This window comes from Desulfogranum aggregans (assembly GCF_055398265.1).
In genome coordinates, this window is sequence record NZ_AP042447.1 from 2,429,400 (window position 1) to 2,455,142 (window position 25,743).

The following is a 25,743-nucleotide window of genomic DNA, read 5'->3' on the forward strand; positions in this document are numbered from 1 at the left end:
TAGAAAAAAGATCCTCTCTTCCAATTATCCACTGGCTTCCAATACGTTAAACCGCTTCATGGACGAAATCCCAAGTGATTGAAGAGAGACCTGCATTTCCCGAATATGCATTTCGAGAAAAAAATAACCACAACAATAGATTAGACTTCTTTCAGCCAATAGAAGCTAAAACCGGGGATAACCAGACTGTTGTTAAAAATCTCCGGGCTTTCTCCGCGATACAGATCTACCAGTTGCCGGTAGGGTGTTCGCCAATTTTCCAGATTGTCTACATTGAGGTGCTGGGGCTTCGCACTGAAATTGGCAACCACCAGTACCTGCTCGCTTGGTTGATGCAAATGGTAGCGGTTGAAGACAAACAGGTGCGGGTTTTCCACCTCGATGAGTTCACGGTTGTTGAAATCCGCAAAGACCTCAATCTCTTTCCGCACCGCGATCATCCGTTTCAACCCATGAAAAATTTCAAACTCAACCGTACCAGGGGTGTTCCGCAATTCAGCCTTTTGCCAATTGATGGAAGGACGATGCACCCAGCGTGTATCGCTTCGTTTATGAGGATCTTCACGATAGGAGTCATCGTTGAGGGTGCCAATTTCATCTCCATAATAAAGTAGAGGAATGCCGCCAAAAGACAGCACCATGCCGTGAAGGAGCAAGATCAATTTGAGGGAATCCTGTAATGCTTCGTAATCGTCAAGCTCCAGAGCATGCTCCAGTCCTATCAGGGAGGCAAGGGAACCGGATATGCGCGCATCGCCAGTCTTGGTGTTGTGGCCAAAAGGCAGGCCCCGTGCATAAGAGTGCTCAAATTTTCCGGTAAAGTAGTCGATCAAAAATCTGCGGTGTTCAGGAGGATTATAGTCACAGAGCATGACATCCCTGTCATCGAACCCCAGGCCGATATCATCATGGCAGCGAACGTAGTTCAACCAGGTGGCCCGCTCAAGCTTTACCGGCAGGTTTTTGATGCTTTGGTTAAGCAGGCGGGCATTCTTGGTTGCTACGGCATCCCAGAGTAATGCCATGTAGGTCGCATTATAGGCAATCTCGCACTCTTTGGCGATGACCGCATCTTCACCAAAATACTTGATGACTTCAAAGGGAGACACAATCGCCTCTGCAATAAACACAACACCCGGTGCCGTGACCTGGCAACAATCTTTGAGCAGCTGTAGAATCAGGTGCGCCTCCCGTTCATTTTGGCAGGTACTGCCTATTTTTTTCCACAGAAAAGCCACCGCATCCAGTCGCAGAATATCCGCACCCTGATTTGCCCAGAAGAGTATGATATCAAGCATCTCGATAAAGACCGACGGGTTGCTGTAATTGAGATCCCATTGGTATTCATTGAAGACCGTCATTACCCAACGCTCCATATCCTCATCCCACGTGAAATTGCCCGGCGCTGTTTCCGGGAAGATTTCAGGCATACTCTGTTCAAACATATCCGGGACATTGCGGGTCGAGAAGGTGTAATAATAATCTTGATACTCCTTGTCTCCAGCTTTTGCCTTCATGGCCCATTCATGGCTGTTTGAGGTATGGTTGACAACCACATCAAGCACCAGCAGGATGTCTCGACGACGCATTTCCTCAGCCAGCCGTTGAACATCTTGTAGACTGCCAAGCTCCGGATTGATCTCCTGAAAATCACTCACCGCATATCCACCGTCACTGCTTCCCTCTGGACAACGCATCACCGGCATCACATGGACCAGGTTGACACCCAACTCCTGAAAGTAATGCAACCGTTCTCGCAGCCCCTCCAAGCTGCCTGCAAAACCTTTACAGTACAGCGCCATGCCAACCCATTGTTGACTGAGAAACCAATTGTAATCCTTTTCTCGAGCAAGATCGACGGCACGGAGTTCACGGGGGCGCTTGATATACTGCAACGCCATGGTCTCAACAAGTCGCTGGGCATGCTCCTCCATATCATCCCTATACCCATAGAGGGTCTGGAACAGAGAATAAATCCCGTAAAAATTCGCCCCCAAGCGGGTATAGAAATGCCGCAAATCCTCGTCAGATATTTCAGGCTTGATTCGGTTTAGAATATCATTGAGCAATGAATGGGAAACTTGTTCGTACATTTTCAACCCAGTATTTTTTATTAGAAAGAGCTCATCGCTCGGAGTAAACGAGAAAGATGAGTATCGATACATGCCGCGATCAGCGGCTCTGATAGTTTCTTGGAGAGGCAAGGCAAATCAGCCGTTGCTGGTCAAAACCATTTTCCGTCTGGATATTGACAGGAGCCCTCCCTCTCAGTAGACGTACCATAAACACAAGAAGAAACAATTGGATCAGAATAGCATTCTGCTCCATGTTTGTTCCACGTTGATACAAAAAAAAATAGAACAAGAAGAAAAAAATGGCTTAACAGCTGATTAAATTGAAGAATCCTCTATCACGTCTTGGTGACCCGGCACGAATCGAATGTGCGACGCCAAAATTAAGAATCTTGGCTGCAATATTCACAACAGATTGATGTAAATATATTTTTTCCTGCCAAGAAAAACGCTCATTTTTTGCTCCACCTCATTTTACCTCTCTATTTTCTCTCCAACGGAAACTCTTTGATTTTTTTAATTTTTTCATGGTCCTTAATTATTGTACTTGCAAAATCTTGATTCATTGTCGATACGGCATAGGGAGAACAGGAACGGCTGTTCTGGCATATTTCCTTCAGGCTGGTTACGACTACAGAGGTGCCGAAAAGCTTCTGACATCCACTCCTTCCTGGCCAACCTCTCGCACTCAAATTGACCTGATCGATGAGTACAGCAGCAGCTTGAAGGGTTTTCACATAAAAAACAATCTAATTCAAATTAGGCCATATCCTACTAATTCAAATAAGTATTTTTTCTAGAGTTAAGGAATTTTTTGATTGGGAAAAATAGAAGACACAAGGTAACTGTGGTGCTGTTCTTTTTAAAGAGCTGACCAGGATTTTCTGTATTAAAATCAGTATAGCATCGAAAACAGGCCTCTCATCAGGGCAAAGGTTGAGCCAAAAGATTTAAATACTTTTTCCTTTTTAACAAAAGGACCATTTGACAACGCTGAAGAAAACCAAAGATCGATGCTGAATAACAGCGAAAGAGGATAATTGCTACCACCAGAAATATCGAATTGAGCCGAGAAACGATCTGATACCCTATCGATATATAAACCACATGAGGTTGCTTTATGAAAAAAAGGGACCACATCGCATCGATGCATAAATCTACCAAAGCCATTCATGTGGGAACGTTGGAACATACCGTCTACGGAGAAGTCTCAGTCCCGATTTTTCAGAGTTCAACTTTTGCTTTCCCCACCGCTGAAGAAGGCGCTGCACGCTTTTCGGGAGAATATCCCGGGTACATATACTCCCGTCTGGGTAATCCCACTGTGCAGGCTTTGGAAGAAAATGTCGCTTCCCTTGAAAACGGTTTTGCCGGCATAGCTACAGCCAGCGGTATGGCTGCTATCCATACCGTCCTTTTAGCTTTTTTGGGGAGCGGAGAGCATATTCTTGCCTCTGATTGTCTTTACGGATCTACGCTGGTACTGATTGAGGAAGAGCTTCCCCGATTCGGCATGAGGTTCACTTTTGTGAATACGTCTCACCCGCAACACATTCGCCAGGCCATTCAACCGGAAACTCGAATCATCTTCATCGAAACTCCGACCAACCCCACCATGCATATTACCGATATTCGGAGTGTTGCTGAAATTGCGCATCAACATGATGCACTTCTGGTCGTAGATAATACCTTTGCCAGCCCTTATCTGCAGCGCCCTCTAGATCATGGGGCCGATGTAGTAGTACACAGTCTAACCAAGTTTATCAATGGGCACACTGATGTTATTGGCGGTATGATTGTCACTAAAAACGAAGCACTTTATACCAAACTAAAACGGTTCCATGCGCTGATGGGCGGCATTATGGATCCGCATCAAGCCTGGCTCATACTGCGAGGAGCCCGCACTCTTCCCTTACGGATCGAAAAAGCACAACAAAACGCATTGCAACTGGCTAGGTTTCTCAGTCACCACCCCAAAGTGACCTGGGTAAATTACCCTGGCCTGCCAAACCACCCGCAACACCGCCTCGCAAAAAAACAAATGGATGGGTTTGGGGCCATGCTGTGCTTTGGAGTCAAAAATGGTCTGGAAGGCGGAAAAATAGTCATGGACAATGTACAGTTGATCACCCTGGCCGTATCTCTTGGTGGGGTGGATTCCCTGATCGAACATCCAGCTTCCATGACTCATGCTTTGGTTCCTCAGAAGGTTCGGGAACAGGCAGGAATTGTAGACGAACTTGTTCGCCTGTCGGTTGGATGCGAAGCGTTCGAAGATCTTCGAGATGATTTGGATCAGGGCTTGAACAAAATTTGCTCGTAAACAGCAGCTGAAATGAAGAGAACTGCTTTTGAGAAAAGATCGTCTCAGAGGCTCCACGCGTGACGTTGAAGTGTTCTCTGGACCTATGTAGTTCAGCAACACAACTCCTACTTGTCTAATGACAAAAGCATTTTTGCGGGAGTATGAGAAGTGGATTGAACACGAACAAAACGCTATTGAGGAAATACAAGCATTGCAGGGGATAATCGCCATCTGTGCAAATCTACCCAGCGTTTAAAGTAGCTCTTCCCAATAACCTTTGGGGAGAGGTTTGTAGCTGTAATAACAAGTAGTATTTCACCAGATTCATCCAACAACAAAAGGAGCGTAACACATGGAGAAAAAAGACTATCAGTCAGATCGTCGCAAGTTTCTCGCGGGTATGGGAATGGCTGGAGCCGCCACCCTGGCAGCTCCGGCGTTAAATGCAATGGCTAGTGAGGAAGAAGTCAAATGGAACGAGGAGCGCGAAATTGTCATCATTGGCTCTGGTTTTACCGGACTTGCTGCCGCGATTGAGGCAAAGAAACTGGGAGCAACGGATGTTGTCGTCTACGACAAGATGCCATATTTTGGAGGTAATTCGACGTATAACGGAGGATTATTTGCCGTACCGGTTTCCCCTATGCAAAAAAAGGAGGGAATCAAGGATTCCCCTGAGATCATGGCAAATGATCAGATAAAGGCTGGGCGCGGGATAGCGTATAAAGATTTACTGCTCCATGTTGCCAAACATGCAAATGAAGCGCTTCAAATGACTCTCGAGGCAGGAAGTGAGTATCTGCCATATCTCCAGCAACTCGGCGGACATTCTGTTCCACGCACCTACCAGACCGTAGAGGCATGTGGCGCCGGTATAATTCGCCCACTTGTCAAGCAATGCAGAAAGCTTGGCATAAAGCTCATTAGCAGGGCCAAATTCGATAGCCTTATCCTAGATGACCAGGGAAAGGTTGTGGGCGTAAAAATGATGATGGGGTATTACTTCGGACGAGGCGTTGACGGCACTCCGGTAAACATCCGTTCACAACGTGGCGTTTTGATAGCAACAGGAGGCTTTGCCAGAAATGTCGGGCTACGGAGCGCTCAAGATCCGACCCTTACCGAAGAAGTTCCCTCCACCAATGCTCCCTGCGCAACGGGAGAAGCTCTTCTAGAGTTGTTCCGCATCGGTGCTGTTCCGGTTCATATGGCGTATATACAGACAGGCCCATGGGCTTCACCGGATGAGGACGGTTTTGGGTATGTTTCAAACTACTCCATATACAACTTTCCCCATTCCATCTCCATCAGTGTTAAAACGGGAAAGCGGTTCATGGATGAAATTGCTGACAGGAAGACTCGGTCAGATGCTCAACTTTCTCTTCGCAAGGATGACGGTAGCCCCCTTCCCCCTATCACTATCACGAGTTACGAACATGCCAAGGAACACCCAACAATGGAAAAAGTGCTCAAATATGGCGTGGGGTGGAAATTTGATACTCTTGAGGAACTCTCAGCACATTTTGATGTACCACTAGAACCACTGAGAATCCAAATCGAAGAATATAATGGCTACGTGAAGTCAGGAGTTGATGAACAGTTTGGAAAACCGATGGATAAAGCGAAGGGGAAATACATCAAGCCCCCCTTTGTAGTGGTGAGGAATTGGCCCAAGGTTCATTATTGCCAAGGCGGTGCCCAAATTGATGTTCATGCACGTGTAATTGATTCAGTTACCTGGGAACCCATACCTGGACTTTATGCTGGAGGCGAGGTTACCGGAGGGATGCATGGTGTCAGCAGGTTAGGTAGTTGTTCAATACCAGACTGCATGGTCATGGGCATGACTGCTGCAAGGACAATGATGAAATCATAACAGTGCCACACAAGGAGACACCATGAAATCACAACTGAAATTTACATTACTTTTTATAACAGGCCTTGCTTTATTCGCTGCCGGAAACTGTTATTCTGGAGAAACCCTCAAGCAATTCGGTAACATGAAAGGTCGAACCTACCACGCTGATCTTTATGAGGGACCATCCTGCGATTCATGCCATGAAAAATCTGAACCAACAGCTTTTCCAGCTGACTTTGTCTGTTTAGATTGTCATGATGGGGAAGAGTTGATAGAAGCAACAGCCCATCCTGATGATGAACGATGGCAGAATCCTCACAACAATATGCACTATGGCAACGATGTCCCTTGTATGGAGTGTCATGGCGAACACCAGGAAAGCCAACTACTCTGTGCCGGCTGCCACTTTTTCGATTATCCAAATTTTAAAAAATAGATAAACCCAGAGGCCCAGCCAGCTCTTAGTGCTGGGCCTCTTATTAGAGGGTACGTACTGGAAACAATACTCACCCATCAACCTGAAGGTAGCGGTGACCACATCAAAAAAGAGCAATCGCAGGTCGAACGAAGTACAAATCAAATTTGCGGCTCTCGGATACTTAATAAAGGAATTGGGCAACGGCGGTACATTTTTTGTGCACATGATCCCATCACCATATCAACTAAATTTGTTCTACCCTTAATTCCCATAACCAATAAATCAGGTTTTTTGCTCTCTATCTCTTCAAGCAATGCCAAGTAAGGCACTCCAATTCTTATAGATATTTCAAATTCAACGTCGTCAACATTTGACTCTTTTACAAGTTCTTCAAGTCGCATTTTCCTATCTACCAGGTATTCATCTATATAGGGCTTCCTGAATAATGTGTTTTGAGCCGAAAACAGATTGGCTCATGATCTTTGACAACTCGCACGCTGTAGGGCTAACCAGCACAGCCCCTCTATCACCCCTACTATGACGCCGAAAAAAGCCGTTAGAGGGGCTGCAGCATGTCGTAAAAAAAGAAAGAATAGACACAAAAACGCCTCCCGCAGCAATTTTTCCAGGTTCATCACAATGAAGGTGATGGCGATCATGGTTTCACTGGTTTGCGAGAGTTTGGCCATTATTCTTGCAAGGCCGAAACGGCGTTTACCCTGTCCAAACTTCCCTTCGATGGGAATCCGATCACGTTCATCCTGTCGCTGCTGAAGCTTTTGGGCCTTGAGTGCCCCGGCATTCTTTTCCGTCTTCTTCTGGGGCCTCCCCAGGGGTGGTCCAGACATGCGTATCCCGTGCTTCTTGCAGAACTTCCGATTATTTCGGGTGCGATAAATCTTATCACAATGGACTGATGCCGGATAATGCCCGAAGCGTTTTCTGTAGTCCTCAAGCTGAGGAATCAGGTCTCCGCACTCGTTGTAGGGATCCCAGGAAAGATGGTCAAGAAACACCTCCCCTTCGACCAGACTGGCTGAGAGTTTTGCCCCGAACTCAGTGGGAGCAGATGCCTTACCCCGTACAATGGGTCTCACGTGTGGCTGACTGATGCTGACGATCCGGTCATCAACTCGATGGCACCGGTTCTCATACATCCACAGTTGCTGACGGTGTAGTTCATGAATGACCAGCAGATCACGGTATCGGCGAGGGCGCAGATGAGTCAAGGGCACCTGTTTGCTCAACTGTTCTATGGTTCTGAGGTTACGGCCGAGGAAACGTAACTGTTGCCCAAGGGCTTTGCGTCTGTGACGACTGGCATGTTTGCGTTTTTTGACATGGGCAAGATAAAGACGATGCGCTTTCCTGCGGTATGTCCGCGGTTTGCGCTGCGTCCCCTTCAGCGGCTTAAACAGAATATCGATGATCTGTTCGCTTTTTATCCGAGCCTCGTTGACCAGGCTGATATCAGTAGGGTAACGGATGTCAGCCGGGGCACAGGTCGCATCGACAATCAGCTTGCCCTTGTTGCTGCCCGGTGAATCATCCTCATCATCGTTATCGTCTTGTTCTTTCTCAGCAGTGGCTTGCTGTGTCGCTTGCTCGGCATTGACTATGGCTTCGTTGATTTGATTGAGCTGCTCCAGGTTAAAACGCTTGCGAAAATGGACATACATGGAGGGATCGAATGGAGGTTCATCGCGAAATTCTTTGAACCCAAGAAAGAACTGTAGGTAAGGGTTCTCCTGGATCTGCAGTACGGCCTCCTCATCACTCACGCCAAGACGTTCTTTGATGATGAGAGCACCCAAGGCAACACGAGCCGGTTTAGCAGAAGGACCAAGGCCGCTTCCAGCAAACTGCTTTGCATAGAACGACTCAGCAAGTTCCCAGGGAATCATGTCGGCCAGTTTGACCCAACGATTATCACTTCGGAGTTTACCTCCAAAGGGGAGTACAAAGTCTACGAAACTGAGTTGTTTGCTATACCTTTTTCGATACATTATCAAATAAAAGTGCAAGGGTTTGATAGGTAACTATCCGTTTTTCCTGCACATAATAACACGTAGTCAAAAGAATTCCTATTTAATTTCAACTGGTTGAGAAATAATCAGGAAGCCCTATATATTTTTTAACGTCAAAATCTGGCTCTTGCCTGGCAACTTTTTTTAACATATCAATATCTCTTTGATTCAATACATTTGTGAGCAACAAGCTTGCAGAGACATCTTTTGCCAAAGATGAGGCGTAACATATTGAAGGCAAAGAATAATCAGAAAAATCAACAGCAACCATTATTTTATTAATTGTTTTCACCGGAAACTCCTTGTTAAAGGTATTGATTAAAAATTTTTAGATTAAACAATACTTTATAAGTACTTCACAAAACGAGAATAAAAAATTTTACTTTTACTGATAATAATTCACCCGACCATCTTAATGCATGCAAGTATAAAAAAAATATACTATAACAGCCAATAAATAAAATTTATTTTTAACGTACAGGATGTATTTTTACTATCCCTCGCAACAATCGACCTAAAATATCTGCTCCAGTTATAATTCTTTTCGTACTACTCCAAAGAATAATCAAATCATCATCAACAACATCATCTTCCCTGTGCATGGGATTCACTTTAAAAAGTGTTATAATTCGTTCTAGGGGAGTCGCTGGATCTGATATGACTATCGGCTTGTGGCAAAAACCAATTGGATTTACAGAAATACCAGAAAAAAGAACTTTTCGTAAAAATAGATGCGCATCCAAAGCATATATAGGCCAATTTTCTTCATTTGTTATAATGACCCATTTTTTACCTGACAGCTGAACTTGAGAAAGAAACGGATCGTTTGGATCACAACTATATTCTGGAAAAACAAAGCTGTTATTGGACATCTGAAAAGATATAATGCTCTGCGGATCAATAATCTCTCCTTCATCTTTTACCAATATATCATCAAGATGAAGAAAGTTCAGAGCTCCAATTCCTTCAACAAGATCGATCTCGCTGTCAGCCTGCCTCAGGTGCAGCTTAATCATGTTTCTTAGCTCCCGCTCCTTATAAAAATGAATACCCTCAGGCCCTAGCCAAGCATCGAGCAACTTCGCAGTTGGCTTCGCGCAAGGGTATAATAATATTTGATAAAGCTTTAAAATTGGCCGCAGCAAAGAGGCCATTTTGAGGGCATGTCTTGAGAAATAAGCCTGGGGTAGAATTTCACCTATTAAGGTGATGAATACGGTTGAAAAGAGAAAAGCAGCCACACCAAATAGAACTCGACTAGAGAGAAGGGTGAGCAAAACATTAATTCCCACATTTCCCCAGAGAATAGTAGTCAGTATGAAATTGCTGTCATTGCGCATTTCCAGGACTTTTTCAGCGTCGCTATTGCCCTGCTCTTTCTCAACCTCTAGTCGCAATCGAGAAACGCTGAAATATGCCAAATTTAGCCCGGAAAAAATCGCTGATTGAGAAATACAAAAAAGAATACCGAGCCACAATACAAGCGTCATAATTCACCAAAATATGATGCAGGAATTCCCCAGAAAATCATTGAACATGATAAATAAAATTGCGAAATACAATGGAACTCAGTCACCTTTGCAAGTGAACTCGTACTTGCGAAAATAAAACGTACTTGCGAAAATAAAATTATCTTTTGTTACAATGGGGGCTTTGGACACCCTACAAGAGGTGTTTCCTCATGCGCTTAAACGCACGCAATAAAGGGGGGTGGTCGCCAAAACAAGGCAAATGGCTAAAAAACAACCGCCAGTCAAGAAGATTAGTTTAATATCCCTTTTAACACCTTACAGCATGGTCCGGTTCGTAAAAATTACTTCGAAACGGTACATCCCCTTTATCACTTAAGAATGCTGTAAAGTAAACAGTATAGACAGGGAGCGATTCTTTTCAATGCACTGCCTTTTTATCGTCGCCTGTTATTAGCGATTCAATATCAGAACCCTCGCTTTCCCTGTTTCAACTGCATGTAACCATTTCGCTACATGCTCGGTTCAGATATGCGAATGCATCCTGAACAGAGCCTCTTTTCCCCGCTTGTGGATTAGCGTCAAATATTGCCCCCTTTTAACTTTGAATTTTACCTTTTTTGCTATTTGCGACGGACTGCATACTTTTTCTCTTTAAAACCATTTTATTCTAGAAGGTTATGAGGATAAAAAAAGAAAAGGCTAGCAAGCTGAAATCACTTGCTAGCCTTGATATATTTTATGGTGCCCCCGGCACGAATCGAACGTGCGACACCAGGATTAGGAATCCTGTGCTCTATCCCCTGAGCTACGGGGGCATTGTCGTTATTTCTGATAGTTTTACACGAGCGACGCGAATCGTTGCCCCGTGTTGCAACCTGAATTAGGCAAGAATCTTTACCCTGGCGCTGCATATTTTTCAAGCAAAACCTGGCGCCGCCCCCCCCACATTGCTTCGGTTTTACGGCCTGCGATCCGCATTTTTTAGCTTTCTGCCAAACAAAAAAGACTAACAGGGATCACTATCAATCTTCAAAAGACATCGCTTCAATAAATTGTGTGTTTATACCGAGAAAGGTATGTGGCAGATTGATTCTTTTTTTAGACCATTTATTCTCTATTTTTTTTATTTCAGTAACGCTTGCTTCAAAGAGAGGTATGAATTTATCTTTAGATTTTTTCTTAAATAACCCATAAAATTTACCATTAATATCAAAAAATGAATTTGCTATGAGTGGAGTTATGATGGTTACAGACTTCATTGTTTCATGAGTCTTATCACGCATTGACACAGCACGAGACTTCTCCTGCTCATCACCAATTGTTTCATAATTATCAAAAAATATAATTATTTCTGAATATTTCAATTGAACTTTATTGAATTTTTTGTAAATTGCTTTTTCGTCAAGCGCCAACTTAGCATCACGAAGCAATATAGAGTTGTCAAAACACTTTTCATTAGGATCTTTCCAGTAAATTGTATTACTATTTAATAAATCAGTGGTTCGCATGGATTCATTAGGAACGTCAATCTTGCCGTAATAGATTTTCCCAAAGGTTGTTATAGCGACAATTGGTCGTTGAGTATTTTCCATGTTCTCCTCATTTTTAATACCATTATGCGTTTATTGTATAATAGAAATGGAGAGCAAATCAAGTTGATGTTCCTGGAACTTTGGCAGAATAGATGAAAAAACACCAAACAACAACAAGTAGTTGAGAAGGGAAAAGATAAGTTCCAAAAATTATACATATCATTTCCAATCTGGTAGAGGGGAAGAATTTTTGCTGTGTGTCCTGCAGCTTTCACCACGGTACAAGCTGAGATGAAATGCCATTAATAGCGATCAAATCATGGGTTCAACCTCCTCGTCTGGCTCAGTTAAAATACTAGTGAGGGAACGTACCTGGTGATGATTGCGACTCAGTTCTGTATATTTTTACCTTGCACCTTGCAAAGGGCCCCTCGCAAAAAGCTACGTTACGGAAGGCAAATAAACTCAACGATCCAGCATCATCGCTGCAAAAACCCTTGTTTTCTATCGGGCTAGAGGCTCGACTATTCTATATAATTTGCAGCAGGTGCTTCTCCTCCTGCCTGGCTCGGTTAAATGGATTCGCCATCCTCCAGGGTAAGTGTGCCGTTAAAGTCCTTCTCTGCAAATCCGAAGTCCACAATACAGTTGCGCCCCACGCCGGCCCCTGGAGGAATCCTTGACTCCTTGCCGATCAGAGTGATTCCGGTGTAAAGGTGCTTGGGAAACTTGCGGTTGACCACAGTCAGATTTTCGGTGTTACCGATGACTGCCCCTTCGCCGATGCGGACCCTCTTGTCGCAGATAGTCAGGTCGACCCTGGCATCACGGCCGACCACACCGTCATCAAAAATGATGGAATTGGTGACCACCGCCCCTTTTTCCACCTTGACGCCGGGTGAGAGGACAGAGTTCTCCACCGTTCCCTCGATTACGCAGCCGGCTGATATCAGTGATGAGGTGACGCTGCAACCGTCAACGAAACGGCTCGGCGCCCGATCCATGGGCCGGTCGCCGTAAGCGGGGTTGGGCTGAATTCCCCATTCTTCCGGGTTGATCTCGGCATTTTCCCGGATAATGTCCATGTTGGTCTCCCAGTAGGACTGAACCGTGCCCACATCCCGCCAGTAGCCGTAAAAGGGGTAAGCAAAGACCTGATCATGCTCTATGGCCCACGGAATGATGTGCATCCCGAAGTCTATCTCCAGCTTATCACGGGAAAGCGCTCTCAAGAGGTACTGGGTGTCGAACACATAGATCCCCATGGAGGCGAGATTGGTCCTGGGCTCCTTGGGTTTTTCCTCCCAGTCAATAATCCGGTTCTGTGCATCGACGATTCCGGCACCGAACTGATGGATCTGACTCTTGGGAACCACCATCATGCCGATAGTCACGTCCGCCTGCTTGTGCTGATGGTAGGACAGCATGGCCTCGAGATCCATCCGATAGATATGGTCGCCGGAAAGAATCACGATATGGTCTGAAGGGTTGTTACGGATAAAATCGATATTCTGGCGGATGGCATCAGCGGTTCCCCGGTACCAATCGGAATCCTTTTCTCCGGTTCGCGGCGGAAGAATCTTTACCCCGCGGGTACGACCGGTAAAATCCCAGGCTTCTCCATTGCCGATATGGGTCATCAGAGAGAGAGGCTTGTACTGGGTAAGGACCCCTACTTTATTCAGCCCCGAATTCATTACATTGGACAGACTGAAGTCAATAATCCGGTAGATCCCGCCAAAGGGAACAGCAGGCTTGGCCCGATGACCGACGAGGACGTTGAGCCGGCTGCCTATGCCGCCAGCGAGCAGCAGTACTAATGCATTCATACCATCTCCTCCCGGTCATTGATCGCCTGGTCCGGCCACCGGCACTCGTCAATGCAGGGAGCAACCGTACAGCCACTGCCGATGGTGGTTCCGGGTGGGACCTGGTTGTTCCACCCTATCACGGTCACACTCCCCGGCTCGTTCTTGTCGGGAGAACCAATCTGAACATTGCAGCCAAACGTGGTATTTACGTCGCTGACTACCCGGTTCAGTTTTGCCCCCTCCTGGACGATGTTGTCAAAAAAGAGAACCGAGTCGACTACCTCTGCCCCTTTTTCCACTCGCACACCGGGAAAGAGGATGGAGTTACGCACCGTCCCTTCGACGATACAGCCGTTATAGGCCATGGAGTTGGCAAACTCCGCGTCTTTTCCGACTTTGAGCGGCTGACGCCCGGTGATGTCGCGGTGGGCGAGGTTGGTGCGCACCCCCCAGGCCTCCAAATCGATCTTCGGCTCCGGCCCGAGCAGGTCCATGGACGTCTGCCAGTATTCATCCACGGTTCGTGTATACCCCCAGTAGCCGTTAAACTTGAACCCGTGAACATTGAGCCGATTTTCCATCATCATGGGGATGATATCCCGGCCGAATTCATAGGATTGGTTCTTCTGGTTTTCCTTGAGGATCTCGTAGAGTACTTCCGGGCGAAAGCAATAGACCGTCAGCGAAGCCCAGTCGCTTTTCGGGTCTGCCGGTTTCTCCTCATAGGAGATGACCTTGCCGCCCACAGGACTGTCTTCAGATATCTCGGCGACCCCGAAACGCGATGCAGAGCGGCTGCGCGGCACGCGAATAAACGCGGCGGTGAGGTCGGCTTTGTTTTCGTTGTGGTAGTGAATCAACTCCCGGTAATCCATCTGGTAGATGTGATCGCCGGAGAGGATCAGCAGGTTGGCCGGATCGTAGTACTTGATAAAATCGAGATTCTGGTACACTGCATCTGCAGATCCCCGATACCAGTGGGGACTCTCATAGTCTTTGAACGGCGGCAGAATCGAGATACCCCGCTTGCGGCCTATCATGTCCCAGGCTGCACCGGTCCCGATATGATTAATCAGCGAATAGGAACGATACTGGCTGAGAATGGCTATCCGCTCTATGCCGGAGTGAAGAAGATTGGAAAGTGGGAAATCTATTACGCGGGCAAAGCCGCCGAACGGTACCGCTGATTTCGGTCGATAATGGGTCAATACTCCCAGTTCATCCACACGGCTCCCGGCAAGGATCATTGCCAGAATGGAAGGTTTCGACATAGACACACCTCTGGATCGGATTACGCTCCGCCAACTTCCTGGCCCCCTGCGTGTGCATTGCCGGGAAGCGGAAAGCCTGTTGTAGATCCATAGTATTGCATAATTGTCGATTCACGCAAGTGATAACTCTCGTCATACCGCAAGATTACCCTGCGGATAGGCGGTCTGTGGCTGGCGGGTGAAGGCAGAGCAAGGGAGCTACTTGACGTGACGGGTGCCGATGCGGATGAGGGTGTTGGTTGTGAATTCCTGGTTTTCTCGCAGGGGCAGGTTTTTCAGCGGAACTTCTGCCCGGGCCGCCTCCCTGTGGCCGCCGGCCGGACCATATTCACCAAAGGTTTTCTGGGCCAGTTTCCCGGCATTTTTCCGGTAGCCGTCGCAGCGGAAGATGACCACCAGTTTTTCTCCGAAGATACCGGAGACAATCACCCAGTCAAATTTATCCACGTGATTGAAGAAATCGGCAATTATCACCAGGATGTCGGGGGTGCCGACCTTGCCGAGATGCACATAGGCCCGACCTTTCCTGCTCTTGACCTCATTGAGTGCGATGCGGAAGTATTTGAGTTCCGAACGGCGAAGCTCGGTGAGCTCGAATTTGCGCACCAGGTTCAGGTTGGCGATATTGAACAGGTAGCGAAAGGAGATACCGTCACCCACCTGCATGTTTTTCTTCTGAAAATTCTGGGTATCAACCTTGATCCCGTAAAAAAGGGCTGTGGCAAGCGCCACCGAAGGCTTGATATTTGCCGCCCGCAGGTACTCTACCATCATGGAAGAAACAGCACCGTATTCCGGTCGAATATCGATAAACTGGGCATCCCACCCCTTGGTCACAGGGTGATGATCGATGACCACATCAAACTCAATTTTTTCAAAACAGGTATGGTGGGTCGGTTGAGAATCCACCAGAATGTATTTGGAATAGTCCTTGACCGGAAGGGTATGCATCCGCTCCAGGGGAATTTTCAGACGATCCACCATGGTCATGTTGTTGAGGCGGCGAATTTCGTTGGGATAACCGATGGCCACACTCTGCACCCGGTAGCTCAGCAACCGCTTAACCGCCATGGCCGAGGCAATGGCATCGGGATCGGCGCTGATAAGGATCAATACCTCATCATCACGGCCAAAAATATCCCAAAAGCCCTGCAGCCGGGTTATGGCCGAATTCTTACTGGCGCTCTGGGTCACGGTGTCTGCAATTTTTTCCAGTCGTTTATGCATAAATGTGAGGAGAATAAAAAAAAGCCACTACAGATTTCCCTCCGGGAAACGCAGTGGCGTCAACAACCAGCCGAATAACGTGACAGTACACCGGTGTTCAGAATATTCCAGTGACCGTTGCAGGTCTTTTGCGTTATAGACTGATCCATACAATCACCCCTTTCATCCGCCAGTATGCCGGACGCAAGGAAAGCCACTATACCACAACAAAATCTAAAATAGCAAGCCTTGCCTGATCGAGCTGTATTTCAACACAACTAATTGATTTTTATACAGTTACCTGCAGGCATCTTTGGGTCCGGAAAGCAGCGAGACACCCCTCTGCACAATCATCTTTTGCTTTTTTGCCAGTCATGGTACAAGATGAACTGCTGTGCAGAGGTCACTTGTTTCCATTCGGGTACCTGGCAATCAGACGCCGGTAAACCCGTTGCTGCTCCTGCGAACATTTCGCTGAAACCGGTTGAACAGTCGCCGCCAAAACCTACCCTTTTCCCCACCGCTGCTGTGATACTTCTCTACCGTTACGTTTTTTATCAGTTCCTGCGCAACATCATCATGCTGATGGCAAGCTTCAGTGCCATTTATCTGCTGATAGATTTTTTTGAAAAAATCGACAATTTTCTCGAGAAAGGAAAATCCATGGGGCTTGTCCTTAAGTTTTTCCTGCTCAACATTCCCTTTATTCTCGACCAGATGGCTCCGGTGTGCATCTTGCTTGCAGGGGTGGTTACTCTTGGCATTCTCAATCACAGCAATGAGCTGATCGCGCTCAAGGCTGGCGGGGTTCCGCTCAAGAAAGTCACCGGGCCTATCCTTGTTTCCGGCATCCTGTTTACCCTGCTCTTCCTTGGGATGTCCCAGTTTGTCCTTCCCAAAACCATTGGAGAGACCAACCGAATTTGGCACAAAGAGATTAAAGGCAGGATACCCCTGGGCATTTACCGTAACGGACGCTACTATTACCGCGGTCAGGAAGGGTTCTACTCTTTTGCCCGCCATTCGCCGACCAGTAATGATTTCCGATTTTTTTCTTATGTTTCGTGGAATGATGACTACGAGTTAGCCACCCATATCGCTTCGCTGGAGGCCCATTGGGCAGACGATACCTGGACCCTGAAAGACGGTCAGGTACAGCAGGCTGCTGGAGAAAACAGATTTCGCACCACTCTGTTCGACACCCAGACCTTTGCCTTTCGGGAAAAGCCTGAGGACTTCTTCGTGCCTGAGTACCAGGCACTTGAACTCTCCCTGCTAGACCTGTACAAAGCCACAAGGCGGGCCTACTCCGAGGATGAACTCAACCTGGCCTGGGCAAACTTTTTCGGTCGAATTTCCTATACTCTGCTTGGCCTGCCGCTCCTTATTCTCGGCCTTCCCCTACTGCTGATCGTTTACAGAAAATGGGGCAGAGACCTCTCCCTCGCCGTACCGACCAGCTGCGGTATGGCCTTTGCGTGCTGGGGTATATGGGGGACCCTTCAGTCCCTGGCCAAGGCCGGCTACCTCAACCCCTTGCTGGCGGCCATCTCCATTCACCTGTTCATGGGCTTTTTTGGCTTTATCCTGCTGCTCCGGGAAGACAGCTAGCGTGGAATCAAGGAAAAGGCCAAACAAGCATGTACCCGCTCAATGCCTACCCCGGAAAGACTATGACCGATATCCAGTCCCTCTTCACTGAAACGCAAACAGCGCCTCAGCCATGAATAAGGGAAAGGTGTTTACACTGCACCATGCCGGTGAGGCGCACCCGATAGAACCGCTGCTTGACGCCGCAGGTCTGGACCGGTTGGTTGCCGGCCACTCCTCGATTCTTATCAAGCCAAACCTGGTTGAGGCGTTGGCCCCACCCATCACCACCCCGGTATACCTGGTCGAGCAGGTTATACGCTATCTCCAGCAGCGCACCGATGCCACTCTTGTTGTCGGCGAGGGCACGGCTGCGGCCGAATACGACACCTTGCACACCTTCGAGGTACTTGGCTACACCCGTATGGCCGAGGCATTAAACATCACACTTGTCGATTTAAACATCGAGCCCAGTGTGCGGCTGCACAACCACCGCTGCCAGAGGTGGCCGGAAATGTATCTCCCTCGCCTGGCCATGGACAGTTTCCTGCTCTCCGTGCCGGTGCTCAAGGCCCATTCATTGGCCCAGGTGACCCTGACCATGAAAAACATGATGGGCCTCGCCCCCCCTGCCCACTATCAACAGGGAGGAGGATGGAAGAAATCCGCCTTCCACCTGGCCATTCAGGAGGCAGTAGCAGACCTCAATCATTATCGCAGCCCGGATTTCACGCTCCTGGATGCCACGGTCGGGATGGCCAAGGCCCATCTGTGGGGCCCAACCTGCGACCCGCCGCCCCAGGTACTGGCCGCCAGCGACGATCCCGTGGCCATCGATGCGTACGGAGCGGCGCTACTGGGGAAAAAATGGGAGGATATCGACCATATCCGCCATGTCCACCGGGTGCTGGGGCTTGCGGAGCCGTTAACCGTTCATTCGGTAGAGGCCCCCTCTTGAAACAAAAACGCCGGGTATCGTCTACACATGCAGATACCCGGCAGAATGACCACAGAACACGCTGGTTATTTTTTCTTTTTTTTCCCTTTCGCGTCCTTCTTCTTTTTCTTTTTGTCTTTCTTTTCCTTGTCCTTCTTTTCCGCAGGAGCACCATTCAATTTTCTCAATGCGCATCCCTTGGCAAACAGAGGACAACGGCTGCAGGGTTTCCCCTTCTTGCGGAATTTAGCACAGCATTTCTTTTTACATTCTTTTTGTTTACCCATATGCTGCACCTCCCCAATGTGTTGCTTCAGCAGCAATACTCTCTGCTGTGTTAAAGAGAAAAATTAATTTTCCTCTTCGGGAATGTCAAGCAGCTCTACCGTGAATTGGAGCATGGAGCCTGGCTCAATCACCGGCGGGGCGCCTCGATCGCCATAGGCAAGTTTTGCAGGAATATACAGCTCATACGTTGACCCAACATTCATGAGCTGCAGCGCCTCCTGCCAGCCGGGAATAACCTGGTTGACCTGAAACTGGGCCGGCTCATTGCGTTTGTAGGAACTGTCAAACTCGGTTCCATCGAGGAGAGTCCCCTTGTAATGGACCTTTACCGTATCTTCAGGGACAGGTTTGCTGCCCTCCCCCTCTTTGACCACTTTGTATTGCAGTCCTGAAGCGGTCTCCACCACTCCTTCCTTGCCTTTATTCTCCGCTAAAAAGGCCTCTTCCGCCTCTCGGTTTTTCTGGACCATGGCCACGGTTTTTTTGATCTGCTGCTCCTGCTGCCGTTTGGCAAAATTCTGCTGAATGACGGCTGCCTCTTCCTCGGTTATGAGCGGCGTTTTGCCCGTGTAGGCATCGCTCATACCCCGACTGAGCACCTCCAGATCCAGTTTTTCGTCAATGTTCTGAAAATACTTCCCCAGGTCAAGTCCCATGGCATAACTGAGGCGCTGCTGTTCGGTTTCCAGCTTCATGGGGGCGTCGGCAGCCAGCACGTTTCCGGCGAGCATTACTCCTGCCACAATGGCAGATACGATAAATTTCATACAAATCTCCTGTCAATGAGAGCGCAGGCTGCTATGTACTGTACAGACCTGCAAATAAAACCCGCCTGACACGGCTACAGAAAAAAGCCGTGACGGGCGGGAAAAAAGAGTGTTGTACCGCGCAGCGGTTACTGAGAAGCACGTTCTTTGGCCAACTCCTCAGGCGACATGACCCAAAAGGGTTTGCCGTTTTTGGTCAATCGCACTTTCAGGGAAAAATAATCGCCTTTCTTGATCTTAGAGGCTAAAAAAACGTCTTCCCCGTCAATTTCAGCCCAGGCGCCACGGATTTTTACCCGATCACCGCGACGCAAACCGAAGTTGCTGCCAAGAAAGGCCTTGGGACCGATATGGACCGTCACCTTCTCCCCATCACCATCCTTGAGAATAAGGCCTATCCCTGGATCCATTCCTTCCATGGGGGTCACGTCGATCAATTTCTGAATATTTCCCTTCAATCGATCCAACTCGGAAAGCTGATATAGCTGGTTGTATTCCCCATCAATCTCCCACCCTTTCACCCCTTCTCCAGCAAAGGTTGCGGATGAAAAAGGGGACAACAGGGAGACTAGGCAGCATGCAGTCACAAACAGTATGAGCCGGCGCATAAAAAATGTACCTCCTAAAATTCGCGTTTATCAATGACCCGCTTGGATTTACCCTCGGAACGCTCAATGGTTTTTTCCTCAACCAGCTTGACGTCAACCGAGATACCCAGCTCCGAGGCAAGCCGGGCCTTAATATGATCGACCATTTGGCGCTGCTTTTTCATTTCATCAAAAAAGATATTCTCCGACACTTCCACCAGCACCGATACCTTATCGGTATGATTTTCCCTCTCAACAATGATCTGGTAGTGGGGTTCGGTCCCCTTGATCTCAAACAGCACCTTCTCAATCTGGATCGGAAAAACATTTACCCCTTTTATAATAAGCATGTCATCGGAACGGCCAATGACCCGCTGCATTTTTTTTAGGGTCCGGCCACAGGGGCAGGGCTCGGTGATGAACCGGGTGAGATCGCGGGTCCGGTAGCGGATCATGGGAAAAGCCTCTTTGGTAAGGGTGGTAATCACCAACTCCCCTACCTCCCCCGGGGCGACCGGCTCCAGAGTACGCGGGTCGACCACCTCAAGCAGAAAGTGGTCCTCGTTGATATGCAGACCGTTGCACTCCTGACACTCGCCTGCTACCCCTGGTCCCATCACTTCAGACAAGCCATAGTTGTCGGTGGCGACAATCCCCAACTTTTCATGAACTTCCTGACGCATGGCCTCGGACCAGGGTTCGCCGCCAAATAGGCCGTAACGCAGCGACAGTCCGTTGGGGTTGACCCCCATCTCCATCATGGTATCGGCGATAACCAATGCATAGGAGGGTGTACAGACCAGGGCTGTTGTCTTGAAATCCTGCATGATCTGGATTTGTCGCTTGGTATTGCCCGCTGATATGGGAATAACCGAGGCTCCAATACGCTCTGCCCCATAGTGGAGCCCGAAACCGCCGGTGAACAGGCCGTAGCCAAAGGCTATCTGGATGACATCGTTGTTGGTCACTCCAGCAGCGGTCAGGATGCGACCGACAAGGTTGGACCAGGTTTTGATGTCATTTCGGGTATACCCAACCACCGTGGCATGTCCGGTGGTGCCGGACGAGGAGTGAACCCGGACCACGTCGCGCAGGGGCACGGCAAACAGCCCGTAAGGGTAGTTATTGCGCAGGTCATCCTTTTCGGTGAAGGGAAGCCGCCGAATGTCTGCCAGAGAACGGACATCGTCGTAATTGAACTTGAGCTCCTCGAACTTCTTTCGATAAAAAGGCACATGGGTTCCCACCCGGTATAAGGTGGACTGCAACCGTTCCAGCTGCAGCTGTTCCAGGTCCTCCCTTGCCATACACTCTCTTTCTGCTTCCCAGTACATTTGCTTCAACACAAGTAGTAAATGGTTGATAATAACCCGGCAAAAACAGATAGTGTTTTCACCTGGCAACAGGTTCAGTTCTGCACGGCCATCGACAGGCAGAGCAGGTAATGCCCCTTATGGTCACTCGATTTTTTCTCTGCCCAGGTAGGCGCGCTGAACATCGGCGTTGGCCAACAGGTCCTCCGCCGGTCCCTGCAGGATCACCTTGCCCACTTCCAGCACATACCCCCGATCGGCAATACCAAGCGCGGCCTTGGCGTTCTGTTCCACCAGCAGCACCGTATTGCCATCATCACGCAGCCTGGTGATAATCCCGAAAATATTCTTGACGATCAACGGAGCCAGTCCGGTTGACGGTTCGTCCATCATCACCAGGCGCGGCTTGGACATCAACGCCCGCCCCATGGCCAGCATCTGCTGCTCCCCACCGGAAAGGGTGCCTGCAAGTTGATCCCGCCGCTCACGCAGCACAGGGAACAGGTCATACTGATACTGCAGCTCACGCTTCACCGCCTGTCTGCCTTCGGATTTTTCCAGCACGTAGCCGCCGAGGATCAGGTTCTCTTCCACCGACATCGTGGCAAACACCTGACGTCCTTCAGGCACTAAAGCGCATCCGGCGGCCACAATCCGCTGGGCAGCAAGCTTATTGCAGCACTGCCCTTGAAATTCAACGGTCCCGGTCTTTGGTCGCACCAGTCCGATGGTGGTGTGCAGCAGGGTGGTTTTACCGGCACCGTTTGCGCCGATTATGGTCACAATCTCTCCGCCGTCTACATGAAGGGAGATATTTTTCAGGACCCGCAGTTTTCCGTATCCGGCATCCAGGTTGCGAATTTTCAACATGATTGCAGCCTACTCCTCATCATCGCCAAGATAGATTCTGACCACTTCCGGGTTCTGCTGGACCTTTACCGGGATATCCTCGGCAATTTTCTCGCCAAAGCAGAGCACCACGATTTCATCGGATATTTCCATAACCAGCGACATGTCATGCTCCACCAGCAACACGGTAATGCCCATGTCGCGTATACGGCATATCAGGCGAGCCACCTCGGCGGTTTCGTAGATATTGAGTCCTGCCGCCGGTTCATCCAGCAGTAAAAGTTTGGGTTCCGAGGCCAGGGCCCTGGCCAGCTCAACTGCACGCTGCTGTCCGAAGGCGAGGCTCGTTGCCTCCACATCGGCGTATTCGGCGATTTCCAGCAAATCCAGTAATTCCATGGAGCGATCAGTGATCCACCGTTCCTCCTGTCTCGACCTCGGCAGGTGCAGCATACCGGAAAGGAATCCGGCTCGGCTGCGGAGATGGCACCCGACCTTGACACAGTCAAGCGCGGTCATGCCATGAAAAAGCTTGATATTCTGAAAGGTGCGCGACATACCGCGGCCGGCAATCTGGTGGGGCTTTTTTCCGTGAATGGGCTTTCCCTGAAAAAAAATGGTCCCACTGCTGGGCTGGAGGTTGCCGGCAATCAGGTTGAACAGGGTGGTCTTCCCGGCACCGTTGGGTCCGATAACCGCCTTTATCGCTCCCTCTTCCACCTGGAAGCTGACATTATTGACCGCGTGCAAACCGCCAAATCGCTTATTGACCGATTGAAGTTCAAGCATGAGAAACTACGACCTGATGAATGATCACTGGCGCCCCCTGCCTCGGGCGAATTCCCCGCTGTTACTGCACGGAGCCGTTTTTATTGATGAAAAGCCTGTCACGGAGGCTGAGCACACCGTCCGGCGCAAACAGCATCACCCCGATGAGAATGGCTCCAAATACCGCATCGTCCATAGTGCCGAACACACCGCGAAGAGAGAGAAAGGTCAGGCTGACGCCCATGATCAGTGTACCCCACAGGTTGGTCATCCCTCCCACGGCCACCAGGGCGACATATCGTACTGATTTCATGACTGAGGCCTCGGAAGGACCGATACCGCTGTTGTAGTGAGTGAGCAACACCCCGGCAAAGGCGGCAAAAACCGCACTGAGTACAAACACGCTCACCTTGAACCAGGAGGTGTTAATCCCGGCCGCTTCGGCAGCCTCTTCCGAACTGTGAAGGGACCGCAGTGCCCGTCCGACCCTAGAGTTCATCAGATTGAGCAGAAGCACCATACCCACGATCAATACGGCCCAGGCCGCGTAGTAATTGACGACCCGCATGCTGAAATCGCCGCTGATGACGATCGGCGGCAACGCTCCAATAGCGGGCAGCAGTTCAAGGGGTGGAACCTCGGAAATACCGTCGGCCTCGCCGAAATAGGGCGAAGCGAGCAGCAGCCTGTAGATGATGGTGCCAAAACCCAGGGTGGCCATGGCCAGGTAATGCCCCTTGAGTTTAAGGACCGGTATACCGAGCGCCAGAGCGATCAACGCGGCTGTGCCCACAGCGAGCACACAGGCTGCCCACGGCGAGACGGTGAGCAGCTGGTCACCGTAAATGTCCTGGCCAGCAACCAGGCATCCGGTACGGTCCAACAGCCGAACGAGCGGCGTGCCGGCGGACTCAAGCAGGTTATGGGTTGTCAGCGCGGCCGAGAGGTAACCGCCGATGGCGAAAAAACCGGCATGGCCGATGGATATCTGGCCGGCATACCCCATCAGAACCCCCAGCCCAATCACCACCAACCCGTAATAGGCGGACATGGTGAGCTGGGTCAGGTAAAACTGGGTACCGGTAAACAGGGTGAGCAGCTGGACGGCCACCACCAATGCACAGAGAACAGCTATCTTGACACTGTTGTTTGCTTTCATCAAAAATCCTTTAACCTCGCCGCTTCACTGGAGCCAAAGATACCGTGCGGTTTGACAAACAGGATGATGAGCAACAGGGTGATGGCAATGGCATCCTGAAAGGCCAGTGGGACAACGGACACGGAAAACGCCTCGATAACCCCCAGCAGGATCCCCGCTGCAACCGCTGCCATGGAGTTGCCGAGCCCCCCCAGAATAGCCACGGTAAACCCTTTAATGGCTAGCCCGGTCCCCGAATCGTACTGGGTATAGGTTATGGGCGACATAACGCATCCCGCGAGGGCCCCCAGGCCTGCGCTCAGCATAAACGACAGGGTGACCATATTACGGGTGGAAATACCGCACAGTATGGCGGCAGTGCGGTTGGCGGAACAGGCCCGCATTTCTCTGCCGGTGGCGGTGTAGCGAAAAAAGAGACTCAGGCCGCCCACCATCACGCTGCAGGCCCCGATCACCCACAGAACCTGGGGAGAGAGGTTAACCGACCCCAGGGTGATAGTGGTAATTTCATTACCGTAAAAATAGGGCAGGCTGCGGATAGACTCACCCCAGATATGCAGCGCTGCCTCGCGCAACAGAATGGATACCCCGATGGTAATAATGATCAGCCGCAACACCGATGGACTCGCCAGCCAACGAATAAAAAGAATTTCAATGGCCGCACCGATGAGCATGGTCAGGACAACGGCCAGGGCGATGGCCAGGGGCAAGGGCACAAACTGCAGCAGGGTAATGGCGATCATCCCGCCCAGCATGACAAATTCACCCTGGGCAAAATTGATGATACCGGTGGTGTTGTAAATGATATTATAGCCAATAGCCACAATGGCATAGATCACACCGTAGGTAATCCCGGCAAACAGATACTGGAAAAAAAGATCAACAGTCATAGGCGAAGAAAAGAAATGGCAGATTCCCTCGGAACCTGCCATGGCTGGCATTACTAACGGCCCTGGTGGTGCATGGGTTGACCGCCTCCAGGGTCCAGGGTCGCACAGGCGCGATAGCCCCTGCCCTTTCCGGCACAGGGCGCTGCTCCCGAATTCTGGTGCGGTCCGGTTACAGTGCGCAGATCTGCGCTCCTGAGAGCAGGGTGAACCCTTGCTCCTGCATGACCTCGATGGCCTTGTCCATATCGTCAAAACGGAAGATCAGCACCGCATCCTCCGCACTCTTATTGACAAAGGCATACATGTACTCCACGTTGAGTTGTGCATCGTTGGCAGCCTTGAGTACACTAGCCAGGCCGCCTGTCCGGTCGGGAACCTCCACAGCGATGACATTGGTTTTACCGACAGTGAACCCGCCTTCCTGCAAACATTTCTTTGCTGTTTCAACCTTATCGACAATCAACCGCAGAATGCCGAAATCTGCGGTATCAGCAACAGACAACGCCCTGATATTGACATCGTTTTCCGCGAGAATTCTGGTGATTTCCGCAAGACGTCCGGATTTGTTTTCAAGAAAAACGGCAATCTGTTCTACTCGCATAGCTGCTCCTCCAGGCTTGGTG

23 protein-coding genes and 1 tRNA gene are annotated in these 25,743 nt (G+C 49.3%); 5 read left to right on the forward strand and 19 right to left on the reverse strand.

Going from position 1 to position 25,743, the window contains the following annotated elements; all coding sequences use genetic code 11:
- Positions 1-140 precede the first annotated feature (140 nt).
- Complete coding sequence (locus tag ACZ52Z_RS10800) at positions 141-2,093, reverse strand: alpha-amylase family glycosyl hydrolase (protein WP_464266800.1); 1,953 nt, start codon at positions 2,091-2,093, stop codon at positions 141-143.
- A gap of 1,126 nt (positions 2,094-3,219) precedes the next feature.
- Here ACZ52Z_RS10800 and ACZ52Z_RS10805 point away from each other — a divergent pair.
- From ACZ52Z_RS10805 to ACZ52Z_RS10815, 3 genes are all read left to right on the forward strand, one after another.
- Entirely contained in the window at positions 3,220-4,395 is a 1,176-nt protein-coding gene (locus ACZ52Z_RS10805; protein ID WP_464270782.1) for a trans-sulfuration enzyme family protein, read from the forward strand.
- 334 nt (positions 4,396-4,729) lie between these two features.
- Positions 4,730-6,253 carry a flavocytochrome c gene (locus ACZ52Z_RS10810; protein ID WP_464266801.1) on the forward strand — a complete coding sequence of 508 codons (1,524 nt, stop codon included), beginning with the start codon at positions 4,730-4,732 and terminating at the stop codon, positions 6,251-6,253.
- A gap of 22 nt (positions 6,254-6,275) precedes the next feature.
- A complete protein-coding gene (locus tag ACZ52Z_RS10815) occupies positions 6,276-6,671 on the forward strand; it encodes a cytochrome c3 family protein (protein ID WP_464266802.1) in 396 nt (131 codons plus the stop codon).
- 140 nt (positions 6,672-6,811) lie between these two features.
- Here the strand turns inward: ACZ52Z_RS10815 and ACZ52Z_RS10820 are convergent, their stop codons facing one another.
- From ACZ52Z_RS10820 to ACZ52Z_RS10860, 9 genes are all read right to left on the reverse strand, one after another.
- Positions 6,812-7,054: a universal stress protein gene (locus ACZ52Z_RS10820; protein WP_464266803.1), complete on the reverse strand. Its 243-nt coding sequence runs from the start codon at positions 7,052-7,054 to the stop codon at positions 6,812-6,814.
- Between the two features lie 72 nt (positions 7,055-7,126).
- Positions 7,127-8,659 (reverse strand): IS5 family transposase, encoded by a 1,533-nt coding sequence (locus ACZ52Z_RS10825; RefSeq protein ID WP_464266804.1) that lies wholly within the window; start codon positions 8,657-8,659, stop codon positions 7,127-7,129.
- Between the two features lie 88 nt (positions 8,660-8,747).
- Positions 8,748-8,972 carry a universal stress protein gene (locus ACZ52Z_RS10830; protein ID WP_464266805.1) on the reverse strand — a complete coding sequence of 75 codons (225 nt, stop codon included), beginning with the start codon at positions 8,970-8,972 and terminating at the stop codon, positions 8,748-8,750.
- Positions 8,973-9,150: 178 nt separating this feature from the next.
- A complete protein-coding gene (locus ACZ52Z_RS10835; protein WP_464266806.1) occupies positions 9,151-10,170 on the reverse strand; it encodes a DUF21 domain-containing protein in 1,020 nt (339 codons plus the stop codon).
- A gap of 721 nt (positions 10,171-10,891) precedes the next feature.
- A tRNA-Arg gene (locus tag ACZ52Z_RS10840) sits at positions 10,892-10,967 on the reverse strand.
- A 207-nt stretch (positions 10,968-11,174) separates the two neighbouring features.
- Complete coding sequence (locus tag ACZ52Z_RS10845; RefSeq protein ID WP_464266807.1) at positions 11,175-11,744, reverse strand: hypothetical protein; 570 nt, start codon at positions 11,742-11,744, stop codon at positions 11,175-11,177.
- Between the two features lie 512 nt (positions 11,745-12,256).
- Positions 12,257-13,513, reverse strand: a complete 1,257-nt coding sequence (locus tag ACZ52Z_RS10850) for a glucose-1-phosphate adenylyltransferase family protein (RefSeq protein WP_464266808.1) — start codon at positions 13,511-13,513, stop codon at positions 12,257-12,259.
- The gene (locus ACZ52Z_RS10855; RefSeq protein WP_464266809.1) at positions 13,510-14,766 is read right to left on the reverse strand and encodes a glucose-1-phosphate adenylyltransferase family protein; all 1,257 of its coding nucleotides are present in this window, start codon (positions 14,764-14,766) and stop codon (positions 13,510-13,512) included. Before ACZ52Z_RS10855 ends, ACZ52Z_RS10850 begins: the two co-directional genes overlap by 4 nt.
- Before the next feature lie 198 nt (positions 14,767-14,964).
- Positions 14,965-15,993: a DHH family phosphoesterase gene (locus ACZ52Z_RS10860; RefSeq protein ID WP_464266810.1), complete on the reverse strand. Its 1,029-nt coding sequence runs from the start codon at positions 15,991-15,993 to the stop codon at positions 14,965-14,967.
- 363 nt (positions 15,994-16,356) lie between these two features.
- Between ACZ52Z_RS10860 and ACZ52Z_RS10865 the strand changes: the two genes are divergently transcribed.
- Together ACZ52Z_RS10865 and ACZ52Z_RS10870 are read left to right on the forward strand one after the other, a co-directional pair.
- A complete protein-coding gene (locus tag ACZ52Z_RS10865) occupies positions 16,357-17,583 on the forward strand; it encodes an LptF/LptG family permease (protein ID WP_464266811.1) in 1,227 nt (408 codons plus the stop codon).
- A 112-nt stretch (positions 17,584-17,695) separates the two neighbouring features.
- On the forward strand, positions 17,696-18,520 hold the full coding sequence (locus ACZ52Z_RS10870) for a DUF362 domain-containing protein (RefSeq protein ID WP_464266812.1): 825 nt from the start codon (positions 17,696-17,698) through the stop codon (positions 18,518-18,520).
- 21 nt (positions 18,521-18,541) lie between these two features.
- Here ACZ52Z_RS10870 and ACZ52Z_RS10875 read toward each other — a convergent pair whose 3' ends face one another.
- From ACZ52Z_RS10875 to ACZ52Z_RS10915, 9 genes are all read right to left on the reverse strand, one after another.
- A complete protein-coding gene (locus ACZ52Z_RS10875; RefSeq protein ID WP_464266813.1) occupies positions 18,542-18,694 on the reverse strand; it encodes a hypothetical protein in 153 nt (50 codons plus the stop codon).
- Positions 18,695-18,849: 155 nt separating this feature from the next.
- Positions 18,850-19,554, reverse strand: a complete 705-nt coding sequence (locus ACZ52Z_RS10880) for an FKBP-type peptidyl-prolyl cis-trans isomerase (protein ID WP_464266814.1) — start codon at positions 19,552-19,554, stop codon at positions 18,850-18,852.
- Between the two features lie 128 nt (positions 19,555-19,682).
- Positions 19,683-20,162 (reverse strand): hypothetical protein, encoded by a 480-nt coding sequence (locus ACZ52Z_RS10885; protein ID WP_464266815.1) that lies wholly within the window; start codon positions 20,160-20,162, stop codon positions 19,683-19,685.
- Positions 20,163-20,176: 14 nt separating this feature from the next.
- Positions 20,177-21,475: a phenylacetate--CoA ligase family protein gene (locus tag ACZ52Z_RS10890; RefSeq protein ID WP_464266816.1), complete on the reverse strand. Its 1,299-nt coding sequence runs from the start codon at positions 21,473-21,475 to the stop codon at positions 20,177-20,179.
- 123 nt (positions 21,476-21,598) lie between these two features.
- Entirely contained in the window at positions 21,599-22,324 is a 726-nt protein-coding gene (locus ACZ52Z_RS10895) for an ABC transporter ATP-binding protein (protein WP_464266817.1), read from the reverse strand.
- 9 nt (positions 22,325-22,333) lie between these two features.
- Positions 22,334-23,092 carry an ABC transporter ATP-binding protein gene (locus ACZ52Z_RS10900; protein ID WP_464266818.1) on the reverse strand — a complete coding sequence of 253 codons (759 nt, stop codon included), beginning with the start codon at positions 23,090-23,092 and terminating at the stop codon, positions 22,334-22,336.
- A 61-nt stretch (positions 23,093-23,153) separates the two neighbouring features.
- Entirely contained in the window at positions 23,154-24,230 is a 1,077-nt protein-coding gene (locus tag ACZ52Z_RS10905; RefSeq protein ID WP_464266819.1) for a branched-chain amino acid ABC transporter permease, read from the reverse strand.
- Positions 24,230-25,171: a branched-chain amino acid ABC transporter permease gene (locus ACZ52Z_RS10910; RefSeq protein WP_464266820.1), complete on the reverse strand. Its 942-nt coding sequence runs from the start codon at positions 25,169-25,171 to the stop codon at positions 24,230-24,232. Before ACZ52Z_RS10910 ends, ACZ52Z_RS10905 begins: the two co-directional genes overlap by 1 nt.
- Before the next feature lie 118 nt (positions 25,172-25,289).
- Positions 25,290-25,721 (reverse strand): ACT domain-containing protein, encoded by a 432-nt coding sequence (locus ACZ52Z_RS10915; protein ID WP_464270783.1) that lies wholly within the window; start codon positions 25,719-25,721, stop codon positions 25,290-25,292.
- Positions 25,722-25,743: the final 22 nt, after the last annotated feature.